The organism is uncultured Campylobacter sp., assembly GCF_905371695.1.
Taxonomy (GTDB): domain Bacteria; phylum Campylobacterota; class Campylobacteria; order Campylobacterales; family Campylobacteraceae; genus Campylobacter_A.
Genome location: NZ_CAJPMA010000022.1, coordinates 1 through 21,279, shown reverse-complemented (window position 1 = coordinate 21,279; position 21,279 = coordinate 1). Strand labels below are relative to the sequence as shown.

Below are 21,279 nucleotides of genomic sequence, written 5' to 3'. Positions count from 1 at the left end.
CGCTCGTTAATCAAATAATTTTAGGCAAAGACCGCTCGCTTTCGACGGTGATTAGCGTGCGCGGGACGCTTGAAAAGCCGGAATATTCGACGCAGGTTTTAACCGACGCCTTGCTTTCGCCTTTTAAGGTAATTAGAAACGTCCTTCAAGCGCCGTTTTTGATATTTGAGTAAAGTTTAAGGAAAAAATATGAGTTTTGCCTCTAACGTCCATGAATTTTGGACGCAATTTAACGCGAATTTGCCGCAGATCAAAGCCGATCTTGAAGCGCAAAATTTTGAAAAAGCGTCGCGGATCGTAGAAGATACGCTTAAAATTTGCCTAAACGAGCCTACGTTTATGGTCGGACTTAAAGACGGGGCGGTGGATCTGGTGCTAACGCCGGAGGGGCAAAAAGCGCCGCTGTTTTGGCTAGAATTTATCAAAAATAATATGCCGTCAAGCTTGCTAGGTAGCGCCGTTTGCACGCTAGGTAAGCAAAAAGTCGGTAAAAATTTCGGCTTTAAAATGTACGGCGCGGACGTTACGACGGACGATATTTTAACTTACCCGCGCTTTGACGAGCAAAAATTCGACCTGGAAATTTACAACGAACAAATCGCGACGCTACTGCAAAATAACGAAAACGAAGCGTATAATCTCGCTTTTATTTTGCTCGATAATGCGCTAGGCGAAATTTGCGTTATTAACGCGCTGGGCGCGCTTACGTTGCTTAAAGCCCCAAAAAAGGACGGCGTTAAACTTAGCGATCTGGGCGTGCTAGTAGAGCGAAATTTAGGCGCGGACATCCTAAAAGACCCGCTTTTAGGCGCTACGGTTTATAGGTTGGAACCGCGCGGCGACGGGGTGCGAGAAGACGTAGTAGTCGGCAGTAGTCGCTTAACCGAGATAATAAACGAGTATTTAAGCGGCGGGCGCGAAATTTTCAAAACGGCCGCGGCAAACGGGATAAAAATTTGCTTTTTAAGCTATGGCGTCGGAGGAGCGGAGGGGTTAGAGATTCGCGCGCAAGTAGAAGACGAGCTGGAAGAGTGCGGAGAATTTTTGCAGATCATCGGCGGCGCAAGCGGCACGCAGCGCGCATATACCGATCTAATTTGCTACGACGAAGAAAGGCTCGCCGAGATATTGCCGAGCATTGAAGTTAAATTTCGTATAAAAATCGGCGTTCACGATTTTACAAGATAGATCTAACGGGCTAAATTTATCGTTTACGTCAAATTTAGCCTCGCGCCTTAAAATTTAGCCGCTTGCAAAAGCGGGCGCTTCTTAGCGCGATCAATAGTAAATTTTCTCTTTGGTTTTATTATCTACTAGCTCCACGCCGTCCACGCGCGCGTCGCCGTTTGATAGCACTTTTAGCCTTGCGTAGACGCTAAATTTTCGCCCTAATCGCTCCGCTTCGTCCCAGCCCGTTTCGGGCTCTATCATCGCGATGCCGCTATCTTTAACGTCCCGCGTAGTAGGCTCGCTAGCGTTAGCGTCCGCAAAATTTTCATCTATTTTTTTACGCTCCTCTTCGCTAAAATCTACGAATTGACGCATTTGATTTTCAAGCCGGATAGCCTTGTCTTTTGGTAGGAAATAGGCCTCGATACCGAAATTCGCCCTGTCCCACATATCTATTCGCCCGCTTAAAAATACGCCCTCTTCGGGGCGATCCGCGCTTACGTATTCTAGGGCGTAGACGCCGTCTTTATTAGGCTTTAAAACGGCGTAAATTTTATCGTCCCCGGCGCCGCGCTTTTCGTCGCGTCCGCCGTTAACGTTTGAAAATTCGTAACTTAAATCTACGTAATTTCCTCTAAACATATCGCGCGGATCGTATAGCTCGGTCCGCACTAAAATTTCCTTACCGAAATATATCGGAGCGTGCGCGTAGAGCGTCATCAGCGCTAATAAAATAGGCTGGGCCGCGATGAGTAAAATTTTCATTTTTTCTTCCTTTTGCTAAGCGCCAAAACCACGAGCGCAAAGAATAAAAACAGCGCGCTAGCGCCGATGTAATCGCCGACTAAATCAAAATACCTAACGACCGCGACGCTAAAAATAAGCGTAAGTCCCGCGGACAGCTTACCTGTTTTGATTAGCGAAGCGCCGACTACGACGCAAATTAGCGAGTATAAAATTTCCGCGTTTATAAAATTTAAAAACGGTAACGCAAAGCACAAAACCGCGCAAAAAATAAGCGTGTTTTGACGTATCCAAACGCCTATGGCGCAGCTAGCTGCGCAAAAGCCTAAAAATAGCGCGCCGTAGAAATTATTAAACAGCCATTTCGCGACGGCTAAAAAGTCTGAAATTTGCGGATATTCAAACTCGTCTTCGCCAAAAATCATAAAACTAAATAGCGAGAAAATGAGCGCCGCGATACCGAAAAACGCGCTAATGCCGTAAAGCGCGCCCGCTCCCTCCGTCCGTCCTAGTTTCGCCAGCGCGTAAGAGATCGCTACGCCAAATAAGCAGTAAGCCAAAATTTCGGGGATTAGCAAATTTATGAAATACTCAAAGCGCCAAAATCCGTAAACGTAGCTAAAAACGCCGATAAATAGCGCAAATAAGATCGTCCTGCCGCTTTGATAAAACGCCGTCCAAAAGGCGCACGCTAGGAAAAATAAAAACCCCGTCGGCCGATCGCCGCCGATAAAGCCGCCGAATTCGTAAGAGCCGAGATAAAAGCTTTCCATCTGCGACCACAAAATAGCTATCAATAGCGCCGCGCCGCCTAGCAGCGAGCTGCGAAGCAAAAGCGCCGGCACGAACGCTCCGATCGCCCAAAGAAGAACGCCGTCCGGCATATGCTTGCCCAAATGATAAACCTGCGCGATGAGCGCTATACCCGCGCCGAAGACCAGCGTACCGAGTAGAAATAGTCCTTCGGCGTAGGTTCGGTTGCCTTTTTTAAGCTGCAAATAGCCGCCTAAATTTACGAGCGCGCTTAAAAATAGTATGAGCAAAAGTCGCGCCAAACGCGGGATTTCTTCCCAGTTCGCGCCGATTAGTACTAAAAGCGAGCAGCCGAAAAACAGGTAAGCTACGATGCGTAAAATCGTATTTACGCCGGATTCGGGCTCGTTTATATTAACGCCGTAAAGCGCCGCGATGCGCTCCGCTTGATCGCGTCCGATGATACCGCCCGCGCTCCATTTATTTAGCTCTTCGGCTAAAAATTTTTTACGTAAAAAATTCAAATTTTTCCTTTAAATTCGCGAGATTCTTAATCGCAATTATAAAAGAATAATCTTAAAATTAAAGGTAAAGGAAGTATCGGCGGGCGTAAAACCCGCCTTAGGTTAGATTTTTTTAATCTCTATTTTTTCGTCTTTTGCGCCGATTACGATTTCATCTCCGCTTTCAAGCTCGTCTCGTAGGATCATATCGGCTAGCGGGTCTTCCACTAGCTCGTATAGCGCGCGGCGCAAAGGTCTAGCGCCGTAAACGATATCAAAGCCCGCGCCCGCGATAAATTTCTTCGCCTCTTCGCTTAGGCTCGCCTTGATACCGCGATTTTGCAATGTTTTTTCAAGCTCTTTAAACATTATATCTACGATTTTTATGAGCCCGTCTTCATCGAGCGGATTAAAGATTATCGTGTCGTCGAGACGGTTTAAAAACTCGGGTTTAAAGTAGTTTTTAAGCTCGTTTTTGACCGCCGCCTCGCGTTCCTCGCCTTTTAGATCCATGATGAAATTTGACGCGATATTTGACGTGAGGATGATGATCGTGTTTTTAAAATCAACCGTCACGCCCTTGTTATCAGTCGCCCTTCCGTCGTCTAGGATGCCTAAAAGCACGTTAAATACGTCTTTGTGAGCCTTTTCGATCTCGTCAAAAAGTATGACGCTATACGGACGTCTGCGCACGGCTTCTGTTAGCTGTCCGCCTTCGTCGTAACCCACGTATCCGGGAGGCGCTCCGAGCAGGCGAGAGACGCTGTGCTTTTCCATGTATTCGCTCATGTCAAAGCGTATGAGCGCGCGCTCGTCGTCAAATAAAAATTTAGCCAAAGCCTTCGCCGACTGCGTTTTACCCACGCCCGTAGGCCCTAAAAACAAAAACGATCCGATCGGACGCGCACCCTCGTTTAGGCCGGCTTTGTTTCGCTTGATAGCTCTTGCTAGAGCGTGCAGAGCGGCATCCTGACCGACGACGCTTTCGCGCAAATGCTCCTCGATCATCAGATATTTTTGCTTTTCGCTAGTTAGCATTTTGCTGACCGAAATTCCCGTCCATTTACTTAAAATTTCAGCTACCAGCTCCTCATCGACCTGATTTTTGAGCAGCACGCCTGATTTTTTCATCTCGTCCCATTTTTTTTCGAGCTCTTTTTGGCGGTTGGCCGCTTCTAAAATTTTGCCGTATTCTATCTCGGCCGCGCGCTGCAAATCGCCGTTTCTGCGCGCTATCTCAGCCTCGCTTTTTAGGCTATCTATCTCTTTTTTAGCTTTTGATATGCCGCCAAAAACCGCTTTTTCATTTTCAAATTTACCGTCAAGGGCGTGCTTTTGCTTGTTTAGGTCGGCGATTTCTTTTTCGATTTCGCTTAGGCGAGCGGTGTTTTTAGCCTCGTCTTCCATTTTTAGCGCCTCTTTTTCGACTTGCAGCGTTACGATCTCACGCTTGATGCGGGCTAGCTCATAGGGCTCGCTTTCTATCTGCATTTTTAGCTCGGCTGCGGCCTCGTCGATGAGATCGATCGCTTTATCCGGCAAAAAGCGGTTTGAGATGTAGCGGTCGCTTAGCTTTGCCGCCGCGACTAGCGCGCTATCGGTGATCGTTACGCCGTGGTGCACCTCGAGGCGCTCTTTTATACCGCGTAAAATTTGAAGCGCTTCGTTTACGCTAGGCTCTTTGACGTCGATAGGCTGAAAGCGGCGTTGCAACGCGGCGTCCTTTTCGAAATACTTGCGGTACTCTTTTAGCGTCGTAGCGCCCACGGCGTGTAGCTCGCCTCTGGCAAGCGCGGGTTTTAGGATATTTGCCGCGTCCATGCTGCCTTCGCTTGCACCTGCGCCCACGATAGTGTGGATCTCGTCGATAAACAGGATGATATTTCCCGCGCTTTTTACTTCGTTTATGACGGCTTTTAGCCTGTCTTCAAATTCGCCGCGGTATTTCGCGCCCGCGATCAGCGCGCTCATATCGAGCGCGATCACTCGCTTGTTTGCTAGACTAGTGGGTACGTCTTTTGCCACGATTTTTTGCGCTAAGCCCTCGACGATAGCGGTTTTACCCACGCCCGGCTCGCCTAATAAAATAGGATTATTTTTGCTCTTTCTTATTAAAATTTGCATCATGCGCGTGATCTCTTCGTCGCGCCCGATAACTGGATCAAGCTCCTTATTTAGCGCCTTTGCGGTTAGATCGATGCCGTATTTTTCCAGACTATCTAGCGTCTCGTCGCTGGTTTGGCTATCTATCTTGCGCCCTGCCCTGATGCTTTCTAAATTTTTGCGGATTTCTAAAACGTCCGTAAATTTGCCTAAAATTTGCTTGATCTCAGGCAGCTCAAGCGCCGAGATAATCCACGTATCTACCGCGATATAGCTATCTCCGAGGCTCACCATCAGGGCTTTTGCGCTTTCAAGAGAGTTTATGAGCTCCTTTGAAATTTGCACGTTTTCCTTGCTCACGTTTGAGCTTGTCGGTAGCTGCGCGGCTTTACTTTTTACTTCAAGCTCTACCACATCCTTGCTGACGTTCATTTTGTTAAAGACTTGGTTGAGTAGCGAGCCGCTATCTGCGACCAGCGCCCAAAGCAAGTGAAGCGGAAACGTTTGCGGATTTTTCGCGTGAATCGCGAGCGCGACGCCCTTTTCTATCAACTCTTGCATTTGTGCGGTTAAATTTTCTAAAACACCTGACATATTTTGCTCCTTAATTTTTTATACGAGGAGCATTATATACTTTTAGTCTATCATTGTCAAGGTTTTTAAAAATTTTTATCGCTCTAATACTATGAGTGCTAAAAATTTGAGAATTTTATAACGCCGAGATATTTTAAAATTTATCCTTTTTTTAGGCAAAAACGACTAAAATTACGCCTATTTTAATTTTAGGGAGAAAATTTGAGCAATCTAAAATTTTCGCTGCGCAAATTACTTGCGGTAGCGGCTATCGGAGCGATAATCGGCGCTTATTTACACGCAAAAAGCGAAGACGAAGCAAACGTTAGACTAGAAGCGCTTACGAAACTTACGAAAACCCTTTCAACCGTCGAGAAATACTACGTAGACGATATAAAATTTAAAGAATTAATAGATAAAACGATCGCGGGGTTAATGCAAAACCTAGATGCGCATTCAAGCTTTTTGAACGAAAAGGCATTTAAGGATATGCAAGTACAAACTAACGGGGAATTTGGCGGGCTTGGTATAACGATAGGCATGAAAGATAGCGCTATTACGGTTATTTCGCCGATAGAGGATACTCCTGCGGATAAAGCGGGCATTAAAGCGGGCGATATAATACTTAGAATCGACGGAAATTCTACTATCGGAATGACGATCGACGATGCGGTTAGTAAAATGCGTGGAAAACCAAAAACTCCTATTACGGTTACGATTTTACGAAAAGGAGAGCAAAAGCCGTTTGACGTAAAGATTATTAGAGATATCATTAAGGTAGAGTCTGTTTATGCTAAGATGATAGAAAACGAAAATATACTTTATTTAAGGATTACGAATTTTGATAAAAACGTCGCTTCAAAAGCGCGCGAATTTATTAAAAAATACTCCAAAGCGGACGGTATAATCTTGGATCTGCGAAATAATCCCGGGGGTTTGTTGGATCAAGCGGTAAAGCTAGTTGATATGTTCGTCGATAACGGCGTTATCGTCTCTCAAAAAGGACGCGACGCTAACGAAAATAGCGAATATAGAGCGAGCCCTAGCGCTACCATAAGCAAACTCCCGCTTGTAGTACTAGTTAACGGCGGGAGCGCGAGCGCGAGCGAGATCGTAAGCGGCTCGCTACAAGATAGTAAACGCGCCGTAGTCGTAGGCGAAAATACGTTCGGTAAAGGCAGCGTGCAAGTGATCTTGCCGATAGACGACAAAGAAGCGCTTCGCTTAACGATAGCGCGCTATTACCTACCTAGCGGGCGTACCATACAGGCCGTGGGCGTAGTACCGGATCTCGTCGTGTATCCTGGTAAAGTACCGCAAAGCGAGGCTAGCGCGTTTAATATTAAAGAAAACGAGCTAAAAGCGCATCTGCAAAGCGAATTAAGCAAAATAGACGTACAAAAAGACGCTAACGCAACCTCTCAGAGCGATGAGAAAACGATAATAACGCAGAAAAAAATAGATGACGATATTCAGCTAAAAACGGCGATAGACGCTATAAAAGTACTAAAAATCAAGCAATAAAGGAGCTAACATGCAAAAAAAAGAGCTGATCTACGAGGGCAAGGGAAAAAAGATGTTCGCAACGGATGATGCGAACTTACTAATAGCGGAATTTAAAGACGATCTAACCGCCTTTGATGCGCAAAAAAGAGGCAACGAAGCAGGTAAAGGTGCTCTAAATAATAAAATTTCGACGCAGCTTTTTAATCTTTTAAAAGAAAAAGGTATCCCGACCCACCTGGTCGAAACTCTAAGCGACACCGAACAGCTCGTGAAAAAATGCGAAATCATCCCGCTTGAAGTGGTCGTGAGAAACATCGCAACCGGCTCGCTAACGAAGCGCCTCGCGATAAAAGAAGGCACGGTTTTGTCGTTTCCATTGGTGGAGTTTTACTACAAAAACGACGATCTGCACGATCCGCTCGTAAACGACGAACACTGCCTAATCATGGGCTTAGTTAAGAGCGAAAACGACCTTGACAGACTAAAACACATGGGCCGCGAGATAAACGCTATCCTCTTTAAATTTTTCGCAGACAGAAATTTAAAACTAGTCGATTTTAAAGTCGAATTCGGCGTCGATAAGGACGGAAATATCCTGCTAGCAGACGAGATTAGTCCGGATAGCTGCCGCTTTTGGGACGCGACTACGAACGAAAAACTCGACAAAGATAGATTCCGTCAGGATCTTGGCAATGTAAAAGTCGCCTACGAAGAAGTTTTAAAAAGAATTTTATCTAAGGTTTAAAATGAAAGCTATCATCAACGTATCCCTAAAAAACGGCGTTTTAGACCCGCAAGGAAAGGCTGTCGAGCACGCGCTCGGATCGCTTGGATTTAACAACGTAAGCGGCGTGCGAATAGGCAAACAAATTGTGCTAGACATAAACGCCGCAAGCAAAGACGAAGCGCGCAAGGAGCTCACCAAAATGTGTGAGGAATTGCTCGCAAACACCGTCATTGAGGACTACGAGATAAATTTGAACGATAAATGCGAGAGCGCAAAATGAAAGTCGCCATCGTTTTGTTTCCAGGCACGAACTGCGAGCAAGATACAAAGTACGCTTTTGAGCTTTTGGGTTGTCAGACACAGATAATCTGGCACAAAGAAAGCGAGATAAATGCCGATCTTATCGTACTTCCGGGCGGATTTAGCTACGGCGACTACCTACGCACGGCAGCTATTGCTAAATTTAGCCCGGCGATGAGTGCGGTTGTAAAACATGCGCAAAAAGGCGGATACGTGCTTGGAATTTGCAACGGCTTTCAGATGCTGTGTGAGCTAAAACTACTCGCGGGCGCGATGAGACGAAACGAAAATTTAAGCTTCATCTCAAAATACCACTATCTAAAAGTGGTTTCAAATACAAATAAATTTCTATCAAATTTGAGCGTCGGCGAGGTCGTAAACATCCCAATCGCTCACGGCGAGGGTAACTTTTACGCTGACGAAGCGACGTTAAAAGGTCTCTATGATAACGATCAGATACTGCTAAAATACTGCGACGCAAACGGCGCCACGCTAAATCCAAACGGCTCGGTCGACGAGGTAGCTGGAATTTGCGATAAGAACAAAAAGATATTCGGCCTCATGCCTCACCCAGAGCGCGCCTGCGAGAAGTTTTTAGGAGCGGATGATGGACTAAAGATGCTAAAAGGGCTAGTTTGCTAAGATTCTTAGCTTTGCTCTTTCTTGCCGTGAGCTTGTTTGGCGTATCGTACGACGAACCTAGCGTATTTGATATGATGAACGGCGCGCGCGAAGACAAAACGACGAGTGCCCCACTAAAACCCCAAACGCATCCGAGTAGCACTGACAGGAATTTACAAAATCAAAAAGGCGGAGCCAACCCTCAAAGAGAAATCAACCCCGACATTAGCTCCAAACTCGCCTCTCCGCAGCCCGAGCGCATAACGCCCGAGCAAATGCAAAATATCGTGCCCACCGACGAACCCGATATTACGACTCCCGATTTTCAAATTTACGACCGCGTTAAGCCCAAAGAGCTAATCCTAAAAGCCGCAAATATTCCAAAAAACGCGATCGTGGGCGAAATTTTTAGCCTAGAAGTTACGGCGAATACGCAAAACGAATTGGATTTTGAGTTTATAACCGACGTAGACGAAACGAACGTAAAATGGCTAAATAAAAAGACGTTAGAGTGGGTAAAAAGCGACGTAGGCGCGTATTCCGCGACGTTTTACTTTATGGCTAAGAGTATCGACGCAAAGAGCGCGCGCGTAAGCCTAAGCTTAAAACGAAACGGCGAGGATTATCAAAGCGCGAATTTAAATCTATTCTTGCCGAAATTTAGAGAGCTACGCGCGGACGAAAACTTTAACGGCATCGTAGCCGATAGTCTGGAAGTAAAGAAATTTAAAACCACGAAATTCGACGATACGAATAACATCATGGTAGTAGAGCTACGCGGTAAAAACGTCGATCTAGGCTCGTTTAATATCCAAAATACGACCATTTTAAAACAAGGCGTAGATACGATAAACGGCGATTTTAGCTCGCAAAGCGCGTATTATTTCGCCGTATTTAAGCCAAATAAAAAAAGCCTCGACTTTAACTACTACAATCTAAAAAAGGCGAAATTCGAGAGCTTTTCGCTACCGGTTTCGGTCGAAGAGGACGAAGTTAGCACGCAGATAGGATTAAATCCCAAGCAAAGCGAATTTAGCCTTTACAAAAACGTCGCTATATATTCGTGCGTAGCGTTATTTTTGATTTTGGCGCTTTTGAAGCGAAATTTTAGCTACTTTTTCGTCGCGGGCGTTTTCATCGCGCTTGGGGTTTATACTTATAATCCGTTCGGAAAGGCGGTTTTAAAACCGCAAGTAAACGTAACGATACTGCCTACTAAAAATTCAAGCGTATTTTATACCTCCGTCACGAAAGAAAACGTCGAAATTTTAGGCGACCGCGAAGAGTGGCGTAAAATTTTATTTAAAGACGGCAAGATAGGCTGGGTAAAAAAAGATGATCTTGTCAAGAATTAAAGCCGCGTTTTTTGCGGTCGAATTCGTTATTAGCGTCTGCTTTGTCGTGCTGTTTATGTGGCTGTTTAACGCCCATCATAGAGCTATCAGGCGCGTTTGGGGACGCACGCAGAGATTTTTCGGCGGATATAGATTAAGCGTGGAGGGAGAGTTTAATAAAGAAGCGAATTTACTCCTAATAAATCATCAAAGTATGCTAGACATCGTGGTTTTAGAAGAAATTCATCCTGCGAATTTATGCTGGATATCCAAAGCTCAAATCGGTAAAATCCCGATAATCGGCAAAATTTTAAGCTTACCTAAAATGATAGCCGTCGAGCGCGAGAATAAACAATCGCTAATCAAGTTGCTGTCCGACGCAAAGGATAGAGTGGCTAACGGGCGAGTTTTGGCGATATTTCCGGAAGGCACCAGAAGCGCTACGGGCAAACTCTTGCCGTTTAAGGGTGGAGCAAAAATTTTAGCCGAAAAGCTAAATTTAAAGGTGCAACCCTTGGTGATCGTCGGAAGCGAAATTTTAGACGCCAAAAATTTTAGCTTTAAAGGCGGCGAGATAAAGATCGTCTGTCTTGATCTAGTAGATACCGCGAAAGCGGACTGGCTAGACGCTACGCGCGAAAAAATGCAAGCCGTTTTAGACGAGCATCGAAACGCGAAATGAAATCTTATGTTTTTATTGACGCGATTTTAAGCTCTGCTAGCAAGTAAAATTTATGAAAAAATTACTATTTATTTTCACTCTTTATCTACCGCTGCTTGCGTGCGATATAAAATTCGACATTTTTTATAGTCTAAATACGCAAGACGATCGGATTGACCGCGAGCTGGATAAAATTTTAGCCTGCGCCGCAAAAAATAAAAGCAAAATAAACGACGAATTCGGTGCTTTTAAAGAGCGGCTTTTTACCCCTTTTATCCAAAACGCGAAGGCATATCAAGGCGGAAAATTCGACTTTGAGCGCATAAAGGCCATGCTAAAATTTAAACCCGAGCTTAACTATAAAATAGACGGAAATCTCTCTTTGCTCGACGCGGTATTAGCGTCTCGCATAGAAGCGACGTCGAGATTTAGCGAGGACGAGATAGTAAAATTAGCCGACTTGCTTTTAGAAAATGGCGCGAAAGCGAACGGAGAGCAGACTTTAAAGCTAGCATACGAAAGTGAAAATTTTAGGCTTTTTAGCAAAATTTTAAAAATGGGCACCGGTGCTTCGGGGGTGATTTCGGGCATCGCGGGCAATACGCTTATATTTTTGACGCAAAGCGGTTTTAGCGCAAACGCCAACGCAGCGCCCGACATGGAGGTTAGAAAATTTACAAACGAAGCTGAATTTGCGAAATTTTACGCAAACCAAGAGAAGTTTTTAAACGAGCTTTTAAATCGGCGCGAAATTTCGGGCGTAAACAGCGAAGAAATTCAAAATTTTATTAAGGTAGCCTGCGCGATCGATAGCGATAAAATGATAAAAACGCTTTTAAATTTCGGGCTTTGCGATAAAAATTCGCTAAACAAAAATCTTTGCGAATTTACGAAAGAGCAGGCTAAATTTTACGAGAGCGAGAAAATTTTGCGATTTAAATTTTAATAAACTTGATAGTAATCTTATCAAGTTTAAAGAAATTTTTAGCGCTCTGTGCTATAATCTGCCAAAATTTTAACCAAAAGGACTAACAATGGCAGATAAATTCGAGTTTCAAACCGAGGTTAACGACCTATTAAATTTAATGATACACTCGCTTTACTCAAATAAGGAAATTTTCCTTCGCGAGCTCGTATCTAACGCTTCCGATGCGCTTGATAAGCTAAATTATCTAACCTTGACAGACGAAAAATACAAAAACCTAACTTATACGCCGCGCATCGATCTGAAAATCGACAAAGACGCCAAAACGCTAAGCATCAGCGATAACGGTATCGGCATGGATAAAGACGAGCTAATCACGAATTTAGGTACGATCGCGCGCAGCGGGACGAAGGGCTTTTTGAGTAACCTTAGTGGCGACGCCAAAAAGGACAGTTCGCTAATCGGACAGTTCGGCGTGGGCTTTTACTCGGCGTTTATGGTCGCTTCTAAAATCGAGGTCGTAAGCCGCAAAGCGCTCGATGAGCACGCGTATAAATGGAGCTCGGACGCGAAAAGCTACGAAATTTCGGACGCGCAAAAAGATACTCACGGCACGCAAATCACGCTATTTTTAAACGACGACGAGTTTACCGATGCGTGGAGGCTAGAAAACATAATCAAAAAATACTCAAACCACATTCCGTATCCGATTTTTATGGATAAAGAGGAGTGGATAGCGCCTGCTAGCGACGCAAAAGACGGCGAAAAAGAGGGAAAATACGAGACGCGCAACGTCCAGATCAACCGCGCAAGCGCGCTTTGGCGTATGAATAAGGCCGGCATAAAACCCGAAGAATACGCCGATTTTTACAAGCAAATCAGCCATGACAGCGCCGATCCGCTGCTTTACATACATACCAAAGCCGAAGGCAAAATAGAGTATTCGACGCTATTTTATGTGCCGAGCGTCCAGCCGTTCGATCTATTTCGCGTCGATTACGAAAGCGGCGTAAAGCTTTACGTTAAGCGAGTTTTTATTACCGACGACGCAAAAGAGCTACTGCCGCCGTTTTTACGCTTCGTGCGCGGCGTGATCGACGTAGAGGATCTGCCGCTAAACGTTAGCCGCGAAATTTTACAAGAAAACGCGATACTTCGCAGCGTAAAAGAGCAAAGCGTCAAGAAAATTTTAAGCGAGCTCGGCAAACTAAAAGAGAGCGATCGCGAAAAATACGTAAAATTTTACGCATTATTCGGTAGAGTACTAAAAGAAGGGCTTTACGGATTCGGTAACGATAAAGAGCAAATTTTAGATTTATGTCTATTTAAATCAAGCAAACGAGACGGATTAGTCAGCCTAAAAGAATATAAAGACGCGATGAAAGCGGATCAAAAATCGATCTATTTTATCAGCGGAAATAATGAAAATATGCTTAAGAACTCGCCGCTTTTAGAAAGCTTTAAGAAAAACGACGTCGAAGTTCTAATTATGGACGAAGAGATCGATACGATCGTGATGCCGATGGTAACCGAATTTGATAAAACTCCGATAAAATCGGTCTCACATGCGGACGTAGACGACTATGCTAAGGTAGACGAAAAAGCCAAGGCGGACGAAAGTAAGGTCGCAAAAACTCTTGTAAAAATGCGTGAAATTTTAAAAGACGAGGTCAAAGACGTGCGCGTAAGCTCCCGCCTAAGCGAGTCTGCGGCGGTATTAATCTACGATAAAAACGATCCCGACTATGCGATGCAATCGATGCTAAAACAGATGGGGCAAAGCGATCTGCCGAAGGTTAAGCCGATCCTTGAAATCAACGCCGAGCACGAAATTTTCGCAAAATTAGAAAAAGACGCGAGCGCGATCTACGACGCGAGCGCTCTGCTTCTTGATATGGCGAAGATAAACGAAGGTATCGCGATCGACGATCCCGCGAAATTTAGCAAAATTCTTACTAAAATAATGGTAAAAGCCGTTTAACCTAGCCTCTACGCCTTTTTGCGACGGTCGCGCGACAACCTCGCTTACAACCGACTTCTAGCGCCTAGTTTCGGGCGCTAAATTTTAAATTTTACGAAATACCTTTGCGGCATTGTTCGCGCCGCCATCGCTTTTTAAAATTTACTTGCCGTAACGTCTTGCCGCTAACGTAAAATTCTTGCTTGAAACGAAATTTGCGGGCGCCGCGCGACCTAGTAAATTTTAAGGCGGTTTAAATCCCTTCGCTAGCCATCCCCGCCTCTATCAAAAACCTACTAGGCTGATAGTTAACCTTTTTTATCTTGTCGAATTTGGCGTAGCTTAAATAAAGCTCGTCGCGCGCGCGCGTAACCGCCACGTAAAATAGCCGCCGCTCCTCTTCGAGAGAGCCGCCCATGCTCATTAATTTAAGGTTGGGGAAGCGATTTTGCGCGAGATCTACTACGAATACTTGGTCAAATTCCAAACCCTTGCTTGCGTGCACGCTAAGTAGGCTTACGCCCTCGCCTTGGCTAATTTCGTTGCTCCCTAACGTAATAAAATTATAAAATTTCTCGCATTCGTGATATTTTTTAGCAAGCTCTACTAACACCTGCGACTTTTGCATAATGCGCTCTTTCGCCTCGCTTTTAAGTGCGACATCGACCTTGCCGTTTTTTAGCGTGGCGCGTTTGGTAGCTAGCGCGTCTGCTATAAATTCGTAAATTTTACTGCCTCTAATCTCGCTAACTAGGCTACTAGGGCGAGAAATACGTTTTGCGGCGCGTAAAAAATTATAAATTTCATACAAAAACGTCGCCCCGCTCTCGTTTAATTTCTGCATTTTTAAAATCGGATGCGATAAAAAATCGTCGCTAAATTTTAGGTGCTTAAAGCGCGAAACGTCGGCGAATTCGTCGATATCGTCGAAAAGTCCTAGCTGATAGTTCCTTTTTTTATGGCTTGAGATATTTACGCTGCCGTCGGGCGCTAAAAGCCCTTCGACTATACTTCCGCGCCCGAGTTTTATAAGCGCGTCGAAAATTTCCTTGCTAGCCGCGCTGCCGACGCCTTTTGCGTATTCGCATACGTGGATAAACGCCATTATATCGCGCGGATTTATGAAAATCCCCATCAAATCCATAAGCGCCTTTATCTCGCGGCTTTCAAAAAAGCTTACCCCGCCCTTGCGTTTAGAAGCGATGCCTCGCTCTCTTAACGCCACTTCTAGCCCGTCCGCGCTTGAATTGTTGCGGAAAATTATCGCTATTTGCTCGCGCGAAAACGGCGAAAGCGAAATTATGTCCGCGATTGCGGCGTACTGCTCGAAAAGCTCGCCGTAAACCAGCAGCACGGGCGCTTTAAATTTGCCTTCGCGGCTAACGGTTAGGCGCTTTTCGTAAAGGCGCGGATTATTGGCGATCACTTTATTAGCCAGCGCTAAAATACTTGCGCTGCTGCGGTAATTGGTATTTAGCGCGTAAATTTTAGCGTCCGCGAATCGCTCTTTAAACGAGCCGATGATCTCTATATTAGCGCCGTTAAAAGCGTAAATACTTTGATCGAAATCGCCGACGCAAAAGAGGCTTTCGGTTTTAAACGCGTCGATTAGCCCGCCTTGAAGCGTGTTGGTGTCTTGATATTCGTCGATTAAAATTTCGTCAAAGCTTATAGGCGCGCCCGATTTTAGCGCGTCCGTCATGTTTATTAGCAAGTCGTTAAAATCGGCGTAGCTAAATTTTTTCTTCTCGGCTTCGAATTCTGCTAGCACGTCTTCGTAAATTTCGGCATAGACGCCCTGCTCCTCGCTTTTATCTTTTAGCCAGTCGGCGAAATTTTGCCCGCAGACGCTATTTTGGTAAAGCGAATACATGTCGTAAAGATATGCGCCGCCGTAGGGTTTAACGTCGCTTAAATGGTGAAATTTACGCCGCTCGACAAGACTTTTTAGCAGCGTTTTTAGCTCGCCTGGCTGTTTTAGCGTGACGCCTTTATTAAGGCTTTTTAGCAGCGCGTAGCTAACCGAGTGAAAAGTGCCCGCCGTTACGGCGTCCGTTACGCGTTTATCGAAGTGGCGTCCCAGGCGCTCGATCATTTCGCTGGCGGCTTTATTGGTAAAGGTTAGAAGCAAAATTCGCTCCGGCTTTACGCCTAAATTTAAAAGATGCGCGATGCGGGCGACGATGGTGCTCGTCTTGCCCGTTCCAGCGCTTGCGATTACTAGATTATGACCCGCAGGTGCGGTAGCTGCGGCGTATTGTTCTTTATTAAGTTTTGAAAGCGGCATTTTAACTCCAAAAAGCGCGCATTATAGCCAAAGGCTCTTAAATTTTAGCTATAATCGCGCGATGAAAAATTTCTTAAAATCTAGCCTAAAATTTACCGCCTTAGCCTGCCTTGCGCTTATCGTTTCATTTTTGATTTTAGATAAAATTTTCCCGTTAGATTACGCCGCGCTAAAAAGAGAGCAGGCTCAAATTTTATACGGCGCAAACGGCGAGATAATTAACGCAAAGCTCGCCGCAGACGGCATTTGGCGCTTTGACGCGAACGCTAGCGAGATCCCGGAAATTTTAAAAAAAAGCGTTTTAGCCTTTGAAGACCGCTATTTTTACTACCATTTAGGCGTTAATCCCTTCTCCATCGCTCGCGCCGCGATTTACAACGCGCGAAACGCCAACCGCGTCGGAGCTAGCACGATTACCATGCAAGTAGCGCGCATGATGAGTCCGCAGGGACGCACCTACGGCAACAAAATCAAAGAAATTTTCCGCGCGTTGCAGCTTGAAGCGCATTTTAGCAAAGACGAAATTTTAAATTTTTACTTCAATCTCGCCCCTTACGGCGGAAATATCGAGGGCATTCGCGCGGCGTCTAGGTTTTATTTCGGGCGCGAACCGGGCGAGCTTAGCATCGCGCAGACGGCGCTTTTAAGCACTATACCTAAAAATCCCAACAAAAACCGCCTCGATAAAAAATCGGACGTGAACCGCCTAAAAAACCGCGTCGTAAAGCTGCTTTACCGAGCGGGCGTCATCGATCTTAGTGCATTTAAAAGAGCGCAGGCCGAGCCTTTTAAAAACGTTAGGATTAGCGCGCCGCAAAATGCGCCCGAATTTTCGCGCGTCGCTTTTAAAAACGGCGTCTCGCGCTCGAATTTGGATTTGACGCTGCAAAACGATCTTTTAAACGCGCTAAATTCCGCAATGGTTAAACTGCGCGACAAAAACGCCAACAACGCCGCCGGCGTCGTAATCGACAACGAAAAAATGAGCGTCGTAGCCTTTGTAGGATCTCACGACGCAAACGCCAAAGACGGGCTAAATTCCGCGCTTTATATGCGGCGAAACGCGGGCAGTACGTTAAAGCCCTTTATATTTTCGCTAGCGCTAGAAGACGGGCTAATCACGCCAAAAACGCGCGTAATAGACACGCAAATTTTTATAAACGAATACGCGCCTAAAAATTACGACGAGGGATATTTAGGCATCGTAAGCGCCGCGGACGCGCTAAAATTTAGCCTAAATATACCCGCAGTAAATTTAAACTCCAAGCTAGGAAATAACGGGCTTTACGAGCTTTTGTCAAAGGCTGATTTAACGAGCGAAACGAAGGAATTTTACGGCGCTTCCATCGCTCTTGGAAGCGTGGAACTTAGCCTTTTAAATATCGCTCATCTTTACACGATCTACGCAAACGACGGAGTTTTAAGACCGCTGGAATTCGCGGGCGAGTTAGTAAATAAGCAAGATGAAAATTTAAGCCTAATTAGCCCTCAAAGCGCCTTTTTGACGGCTAAAATTTTAAGCGAAGCAAACCGCGCTTATTTAAAAAATGCATGGCAATACGCCCAAAATACGCCCAAAATCGCTTTTAAAACCGGTACTAGCTACGGCGCGCGCGACATCTACGCCATAGGCGTTAATAAAAATTTCACCGTAGCCGTCTGGGCGGGAAATTTTAACGCCTCTAAAACGCAAAATTTAACCGGACTAAACGACGCTAGCAAAATAGTATTTGATGTATTTAAAATTTTAGCGCAGCGGCGAAATTTGGAATTTATGAGCGAGCCGGCGGGTATAAAAACTACGCTTACGTGCCTTGATCCTTACGAGCTTAAAAGCTGCAAAATTTTAAGGAACGACGAGCAAATTTTAGGCGTGGAGCTAAAAAGCAAATGCGAAAATATACGCGGCGAGGAACTTGATTTTCTTTATAAAAATAAGATTTTAAGCGCGAGCGAGCTCGCCGCTAGTCCGTGCGCCGAGTCGCTAAAATCAAAAAAACCGCTAATTGCGCGCCCTTACGCAAACGAAACACTCGTAACTAACGAAAATTCAAGTAAAGTTGCGATAAAATGCTTCCCGTATTTAGGGGACGAAATTTTCATCAAAGTAGACGACGGCGAGTTTGAAAAGCTAGTCAGCGGCGAGGAAATTTTAAAAGAACTGCCGCTAGGAGAGCATAAAATCGGCTGTCTAGACGGCAACTCTAACTTAAACGAAATCAAAATAACCATAAGGAGATAAAATGCGCTACGAACGGCTTTTCTTGCCGCTGTTTGCCGCTTGCTTATTGCAGGCAAATAGCTTTAACGGCGAAGTATCGGGCTCGAATACGACCGTAAATTTCGGACTTACCGAGAAAAACGACGATCAATTAGTAGGGCTAATTAGCCATAAAAAGCTATTTGATTGTAAGCCCGCGCTTAACGGCGTGATCGAATATGAAGAAAAATCGCTTTTGTTTTACACCAAAGACCTTCACGCGGGAGTGGAATATACGTGCAATATGAACGGCGGCGTAGCGCGATTTAGCGCCGGCGAGTTTAAAGTAAGCGGCACGAGTAAGCTAACGAACGATAGATTTATCTTAAAATTTAACGACGAGCCCAAAGAAGGCGAGCTAGAAGCCAAGCTAAAAGTAAAAGACGCGAATTTTAGCGTAGAGAGCGCTTCAAAACGCGATTTTTACATCGTTTTAGATAAAAATATCAGCGAGCCAGAATTTACTTTGCCTAAAAATTTCCAGAGTAAATTCGGCGCGAAATTTAGCGAAGACGTCGAGTATAAATTAACAAACTCGAAACAAGGTGAACGAGACGACGCGCAGGCGCTTCAAAAATTCGCCAAAGCAAGCACGATGAGCGTGGAGAAAATTTCGGGCGTTAGCTTAGAAGGCGGCAAGCTAGGGGCTAGAATTTATTTAAAAGATTGGCTCTACTCCGACGCGCAGCTCAAAAAATACGTTAACGTTTCTGGCGTACAAAGTTTTAAATTAAGCGACATTCGCTACTTGGATTATTTAAATGAAGAAGAGAGAAAAGACGCTCCTAGCGGGATGGATTATTATATAGACGTAATAAGCGACGAATTCGTCCCGCAAAAAGAGTACGACGTTAAAATTTTGCCCGGCTTCGGCGATAGCGACGCGGTCGTGAGAAGCGAGAAAAAATTTAGCGTAAAAATGCCTAGCTACGCGCCGTTTGCGAAATTTTTAGACGATAAGCCCTATATTTCGAGCGTAGGCGAGATCGGCTTTAAAGGTGCAAACGTCGGTAAACTAAAAGTCGTAGTAGAAAAAATAAGCGATCAAAATTTTAGGTATTTTTTAAATTTCGGAGATAAGAGCGAATTTTCGGATCTCGCGACGGAAGTAGCGAGTAAAATTTACGATCTAAGCGGCGCGCTAAACGAGATCGGCGAATATAAAATCAAGCTTGATTTCGCGGGCGCAGGCGACGGTGCGTACAAAATAACGGCGTATTACGACAAAGATAAAAGCGTTTCAAAAATCGTTTATTTAAGCGACGTGGCGATTACCGCAAAAGTATCTAAAAACGAAATTTTCGTCTTTGCCAACCGCTTAGGCGAAAATACAATGCTAGCAAACGCCAACGTCAAAATTTACGGAACTAAAAACGAAGAACTAGCCTTCGGCGCTACGAACGACGAAGGCGCGTTTAGATTCGAGAAAAAAGATATTTATAAGCAGGCGCGCTCGGTCGTGGTAAGCCTCGGCAAAGAGCAAAATTTCCTTATTTTAGGCGAAGGTAAAAACATAAACGAAGACGCTAAAATTTCAACCTCCGAGCCGAGCGAAATTTTTAGCGCGTTTACGCATTTTGCGACTAATATCGTGCGTCCCGGCGAAAATATAAAGGGCGTAAGCTACGTAAAAGATAGAAATTTTAAGCCGCTGGCGAATATGCCCGTTAAGCTAAAACTTACCGACCCGCAAGGCAAGCTAATAGCGCAGACAGCTAAAAAAACCGACGACGTCGGAGCTTTTGATTTCGACGAGGAAATTTTAAGCGATTTAACGGGCGCTTTTAATCTTGAAATTATCTACGCCGATAAAGTAATCGCCAAAAACGCCTTTTACGTAGAAAGCTTCGTGCCCGCAAGGCTAAAAAACGAAATCGTTCTTGAAAAAGATAGTTTTCTAGCGGGCGATTTTACTTTGATAAATTTAAGCAGCTCGTATCTAATCGGCGGTGCGGCTAGCAAAATGGGCGGAAATATCGATATTTCATTCTTCGACTACGAGTATAAAAACGAAAATTTTAAAGGCTACAGCTTTAAAAATAGCATCCTACCGCCGGTGCAATACGATACGCTAACCAAACAGATAAAGCTTGACGAAAACGGAAAATGGCAAGAGCCTTTGGGGCTTGAAATGGAAACGGACGGCGCGGGCGGCATAAATACCCCTAGCATCGTAAAGGGCGTGATAAATTTTAGCGTAAACGACGACGGTAAAAACGTAAGCGCGGCAAAGGATTTTACGGTATTTCCGTATGAAAACGTAGTAGGCGTAGCCGTCGATAAAAATTTTATCGAGCCTAACGAAAAGATAAAAATCAAAAGCGTCGCGCTAAAATCTATTAGCGGCGACGAGGTTAAAATACCGCTAAAATTCGAGGTAAAAAGGCAAATTTGGGATTATTCCAGCGACGATAGAGGCGTGATTAGATGGCACTCTTCGTTTGAAACCGTCGATACTTTCGCCACCAGACAGCAAAGTTTCGAGTATTCGTTCGCTCAAAGCGGCAACTATGTCGTAGTAGCGACCGATCCGGTTAGCGGAGCGAGCGCGAGTATAGAATTAGACGTGAGCGGCTGGAACTATTCGACGCTAACGCCTACTAAGGACATCGCGAAAGCGCAAATCAAGCTAAATAAGAAATTTTACAAAAAAGGCGACGAACTAAGCGCGGACGTAAGCTCGGCGATTAAAGAGGGTATAGCGCTCGTAACGCTCGAAGATAACGGCGTAAAAGCATATAAAATCGCGCTAATTAAAAATAACTCCGCAAACGTAAAATTTCCGCTAAATTTCGACTTTTCGGGACTTTACGCGAGCGTTACGAGCGCTATACCCTCTTTAATCGCCGAGC

At 44.9% G+C, this 21,279-nt stretch carries 15 protein-coding genes and 1 pseudogene; 12 read left to right on the top strand and 4 right to left on the bottom strand.

Going from position 1 to position 21,279, the window contains the following annotated elements:
* Both QZ147_RS03380 and QZ147_RS03375 read left to right on the top strand, forming a co-directional pair.
* The coding region (locus QZ147_RS03380; protein WP_366508768.1) for an AsmA-like C-terminal domain-containing protein at nt 1-173 on the top strand (173 nt) is incomplete at its 5' end.
* 16 nt (nt 174-189) lie between these two features.
* Nucleotides 190-1,188, top strand: coding sequence for a hypothetical protein (locus QZ147_RS03375; RefSeq protein WP_295146927.1), 999 nt, complete (start codon nt 190-192; stop codon nt 1,186-1,188).
* Between the two features lie 90 nt (nt 1,189-1,278).
* Here the strand turns inward: QZ147_RS03375 and QZ147_RS03370 are convergent, their stop codons facing one another.
* The 3 genes from QZ147_RS03370 to QZ147_RS03360 form a co-directional block, all read right to left on the bottom strand.
* Complete coding sequence (locus QZ147_RS03370; RefSeq protein WP_295146924.1) at nt 1,279-1,935, bottom strand: GDYXXLXY domain-containing protein; 657 nt, start codon at nt 1,933-1,935, stop codon at nt 1,279-1,281.
* The gene (locus tag QZ147_RS03365; protein WP_295146921.1) at nt 1,932-3,191 is read right to left on the bottom strand and encodes a DUF2157 domain-containing protein; all 1,260 of its coding nucleotides are present in this window, start codon (nt 3,189-3,191) and stop codon (nt 1,932-1,934) included. The genes QZ147_RS03370 and QZ147_RS03365 overlap by 4 nt, the downstream gene beginning before the upstream one ends.
* Nucleotides 3,192-3,293: 102 nt before the next feature.
* Complete coding sequence (locus QZ147_RS03360; RefSeq protein WP_295146918.1) at nt 3,294-5,867, bottom strand: AAA family ATPase; 2,574 nt, start codon at nt 5,865-5,867, stop codon at nt 3,294-3,296.
* Nucleotides 5,868-6,089: 222 nt separating this feature from the next.
* On the opposite strand from QZ147_RS03360, the gene QZ147_RS03355 reads away from it, so the two are divergent.
* The 8 genes from QZ147_RS03355 (at nt 6,090) to htpG (ending at nt 13,901) form a co-directional block, all read left to right on the top strand.
* Entirely contained in the window at nt 6,090-7,370 is a 1,281-nt protein-coding gene (locus QZ147_RS03355) for a S41 family peptidase (protein WP_295146930.1), read from the top strand.
* A 10-nt stretch (nt 7,371-7,380) separates the two neighbouring features.
* Entirely contained in the window at nt 7,381-8,097 is a 717-nt protein-coding gene (gene purC / locus QZ147_RS03350; protein ID WP_122862986.1) for a phosphoribosylaminoimidazolesuccinocarboxamide synthase, read from the top strand.
* Between the two features lies 1 nt (nt 8,098).
* Nucleotides 8,099-8,359: a phosphoribosylformylglycinamidine synthase subunit PurS gene (purS, locus tag QZ147_RS03345; protein ID WP_295146912.1), complete on the top strand. Its 261-nt coding sequence runs from the start codon at nt 8,099-8,101 to the stop codon at nt 8,357-8,359.
* Nucleotides 8,356-9,021, top strand: coding sequence for a phosphoribosylformylglycinamidine synthase subunit PurQ (gene purQ, locus QZ147_RS03340; protein WP_295146909.1), 666 nt, complete (start codon nt 8,356-8,358; stop codon nt 9,019-9,021). Before purS ends, purQ begins: the two co-directional genes overlap by 4 nt.
* The gene (locus QZ147_RS03335; RefSeq protein ID WP_295146906.1) at nt 9,015-10,355 is read left to right on the top strand and encodes an SH3 domain-containing protein; all 1,341 of its coding nucleotides are present in this window, start codon (nt 9,015-9,017) and stop codon (nt 10,353-10,355) included. Before purQ ends, QZ147_RS03335 begins: the two co-directional genes overlap by 7 nt.
* The gene (locus QZ147_RS03330) at nt 10,336-11,016 is read left to right on the top strand and encodes a lysophospholipid acyltransferase family protein (RefSeq protein ID WP_295146903.1); all 681 of its coding nucleotides are present in this window, start codon (nt 10,336-10,338) and stop codon (nt 11,014-11,016) included. The genes QZ147_RS03335 and QZ147_RS03330 overlap by 20 nt, the downstream gene beginning before the upstream one ends.
* A 52-nt stretch (nt 11,017-11,068) precedes the next feature.
* Nucleotides 11,069-11,941: a hypothetical protein gene (locus tag QZ147_RS03325; RefSeq protein ID WP_295146901.1), complete on the top strand. Its 873-nt coding sequence runs from the start codon at nt 11,069-11,071 to the stop codon at nt 11,939-11,941.
* Nucleotides 11,942-12,029: 88 nt separating this feature from the next.
* The gene (gene htpG / locus QZ147_RS03320) at nt 12,030-13,901 is read left to right on the top strand and encodes a molecular chaperone HtpG (protein WP_295146899.1); all 1,872 of its coding nucleotides are present in this window, start codon (nt 12,030-12,032) and stop codon (nt 13,899-13,901) included.
* 232 nt (nt 13,902-14,133) lie between these two features.
* Here the strand turns inward: htpG and QZ147_RS03315 are convergent, their stop codons facing one another.
* The gene (locus tag QZ147_RS03315) at nt 14,134-16,167 is read right to left on the bottom strand and encodes an ATP-dependent helicase (RefSeq protein WP_295146897.1); all 2,034 of its coding nucleotides are present in this window, start codon (nt 16,165-16,167) and stop codon (nt 14,134-14,136) included.
* A gap of 61 nt (nt 16,168-16,228) precedes the next feature.
* Here QZ147_RS03315 and pbpC point away from each other — a divergent pair, with 61 nt between their 5' ends.
* Both pbpC and QZ147_RS03305 read left to right on the top strand, forming a co-directional pair.
* The gene (gene pbpC / locus QZ147_RS03310) at nt 16,229-18,409 is read left to right on the top strand and encodes a penicillin-binding protein 1C (protein ID WP_295146895.1); all 2,181 of its coding nucleotides are present in this window, start codon (nt 16,229-16,231) and stop codon (nt 18,407-18,409) included.
* Nucleotide 18,410: 1 nt separating this feature from the next.
* Nucleotides 18,411-21,279: pseudogene (locus QZ147_RS03305) on the top strand (alpha-2-macroglobulin); the annotation flags it as partial.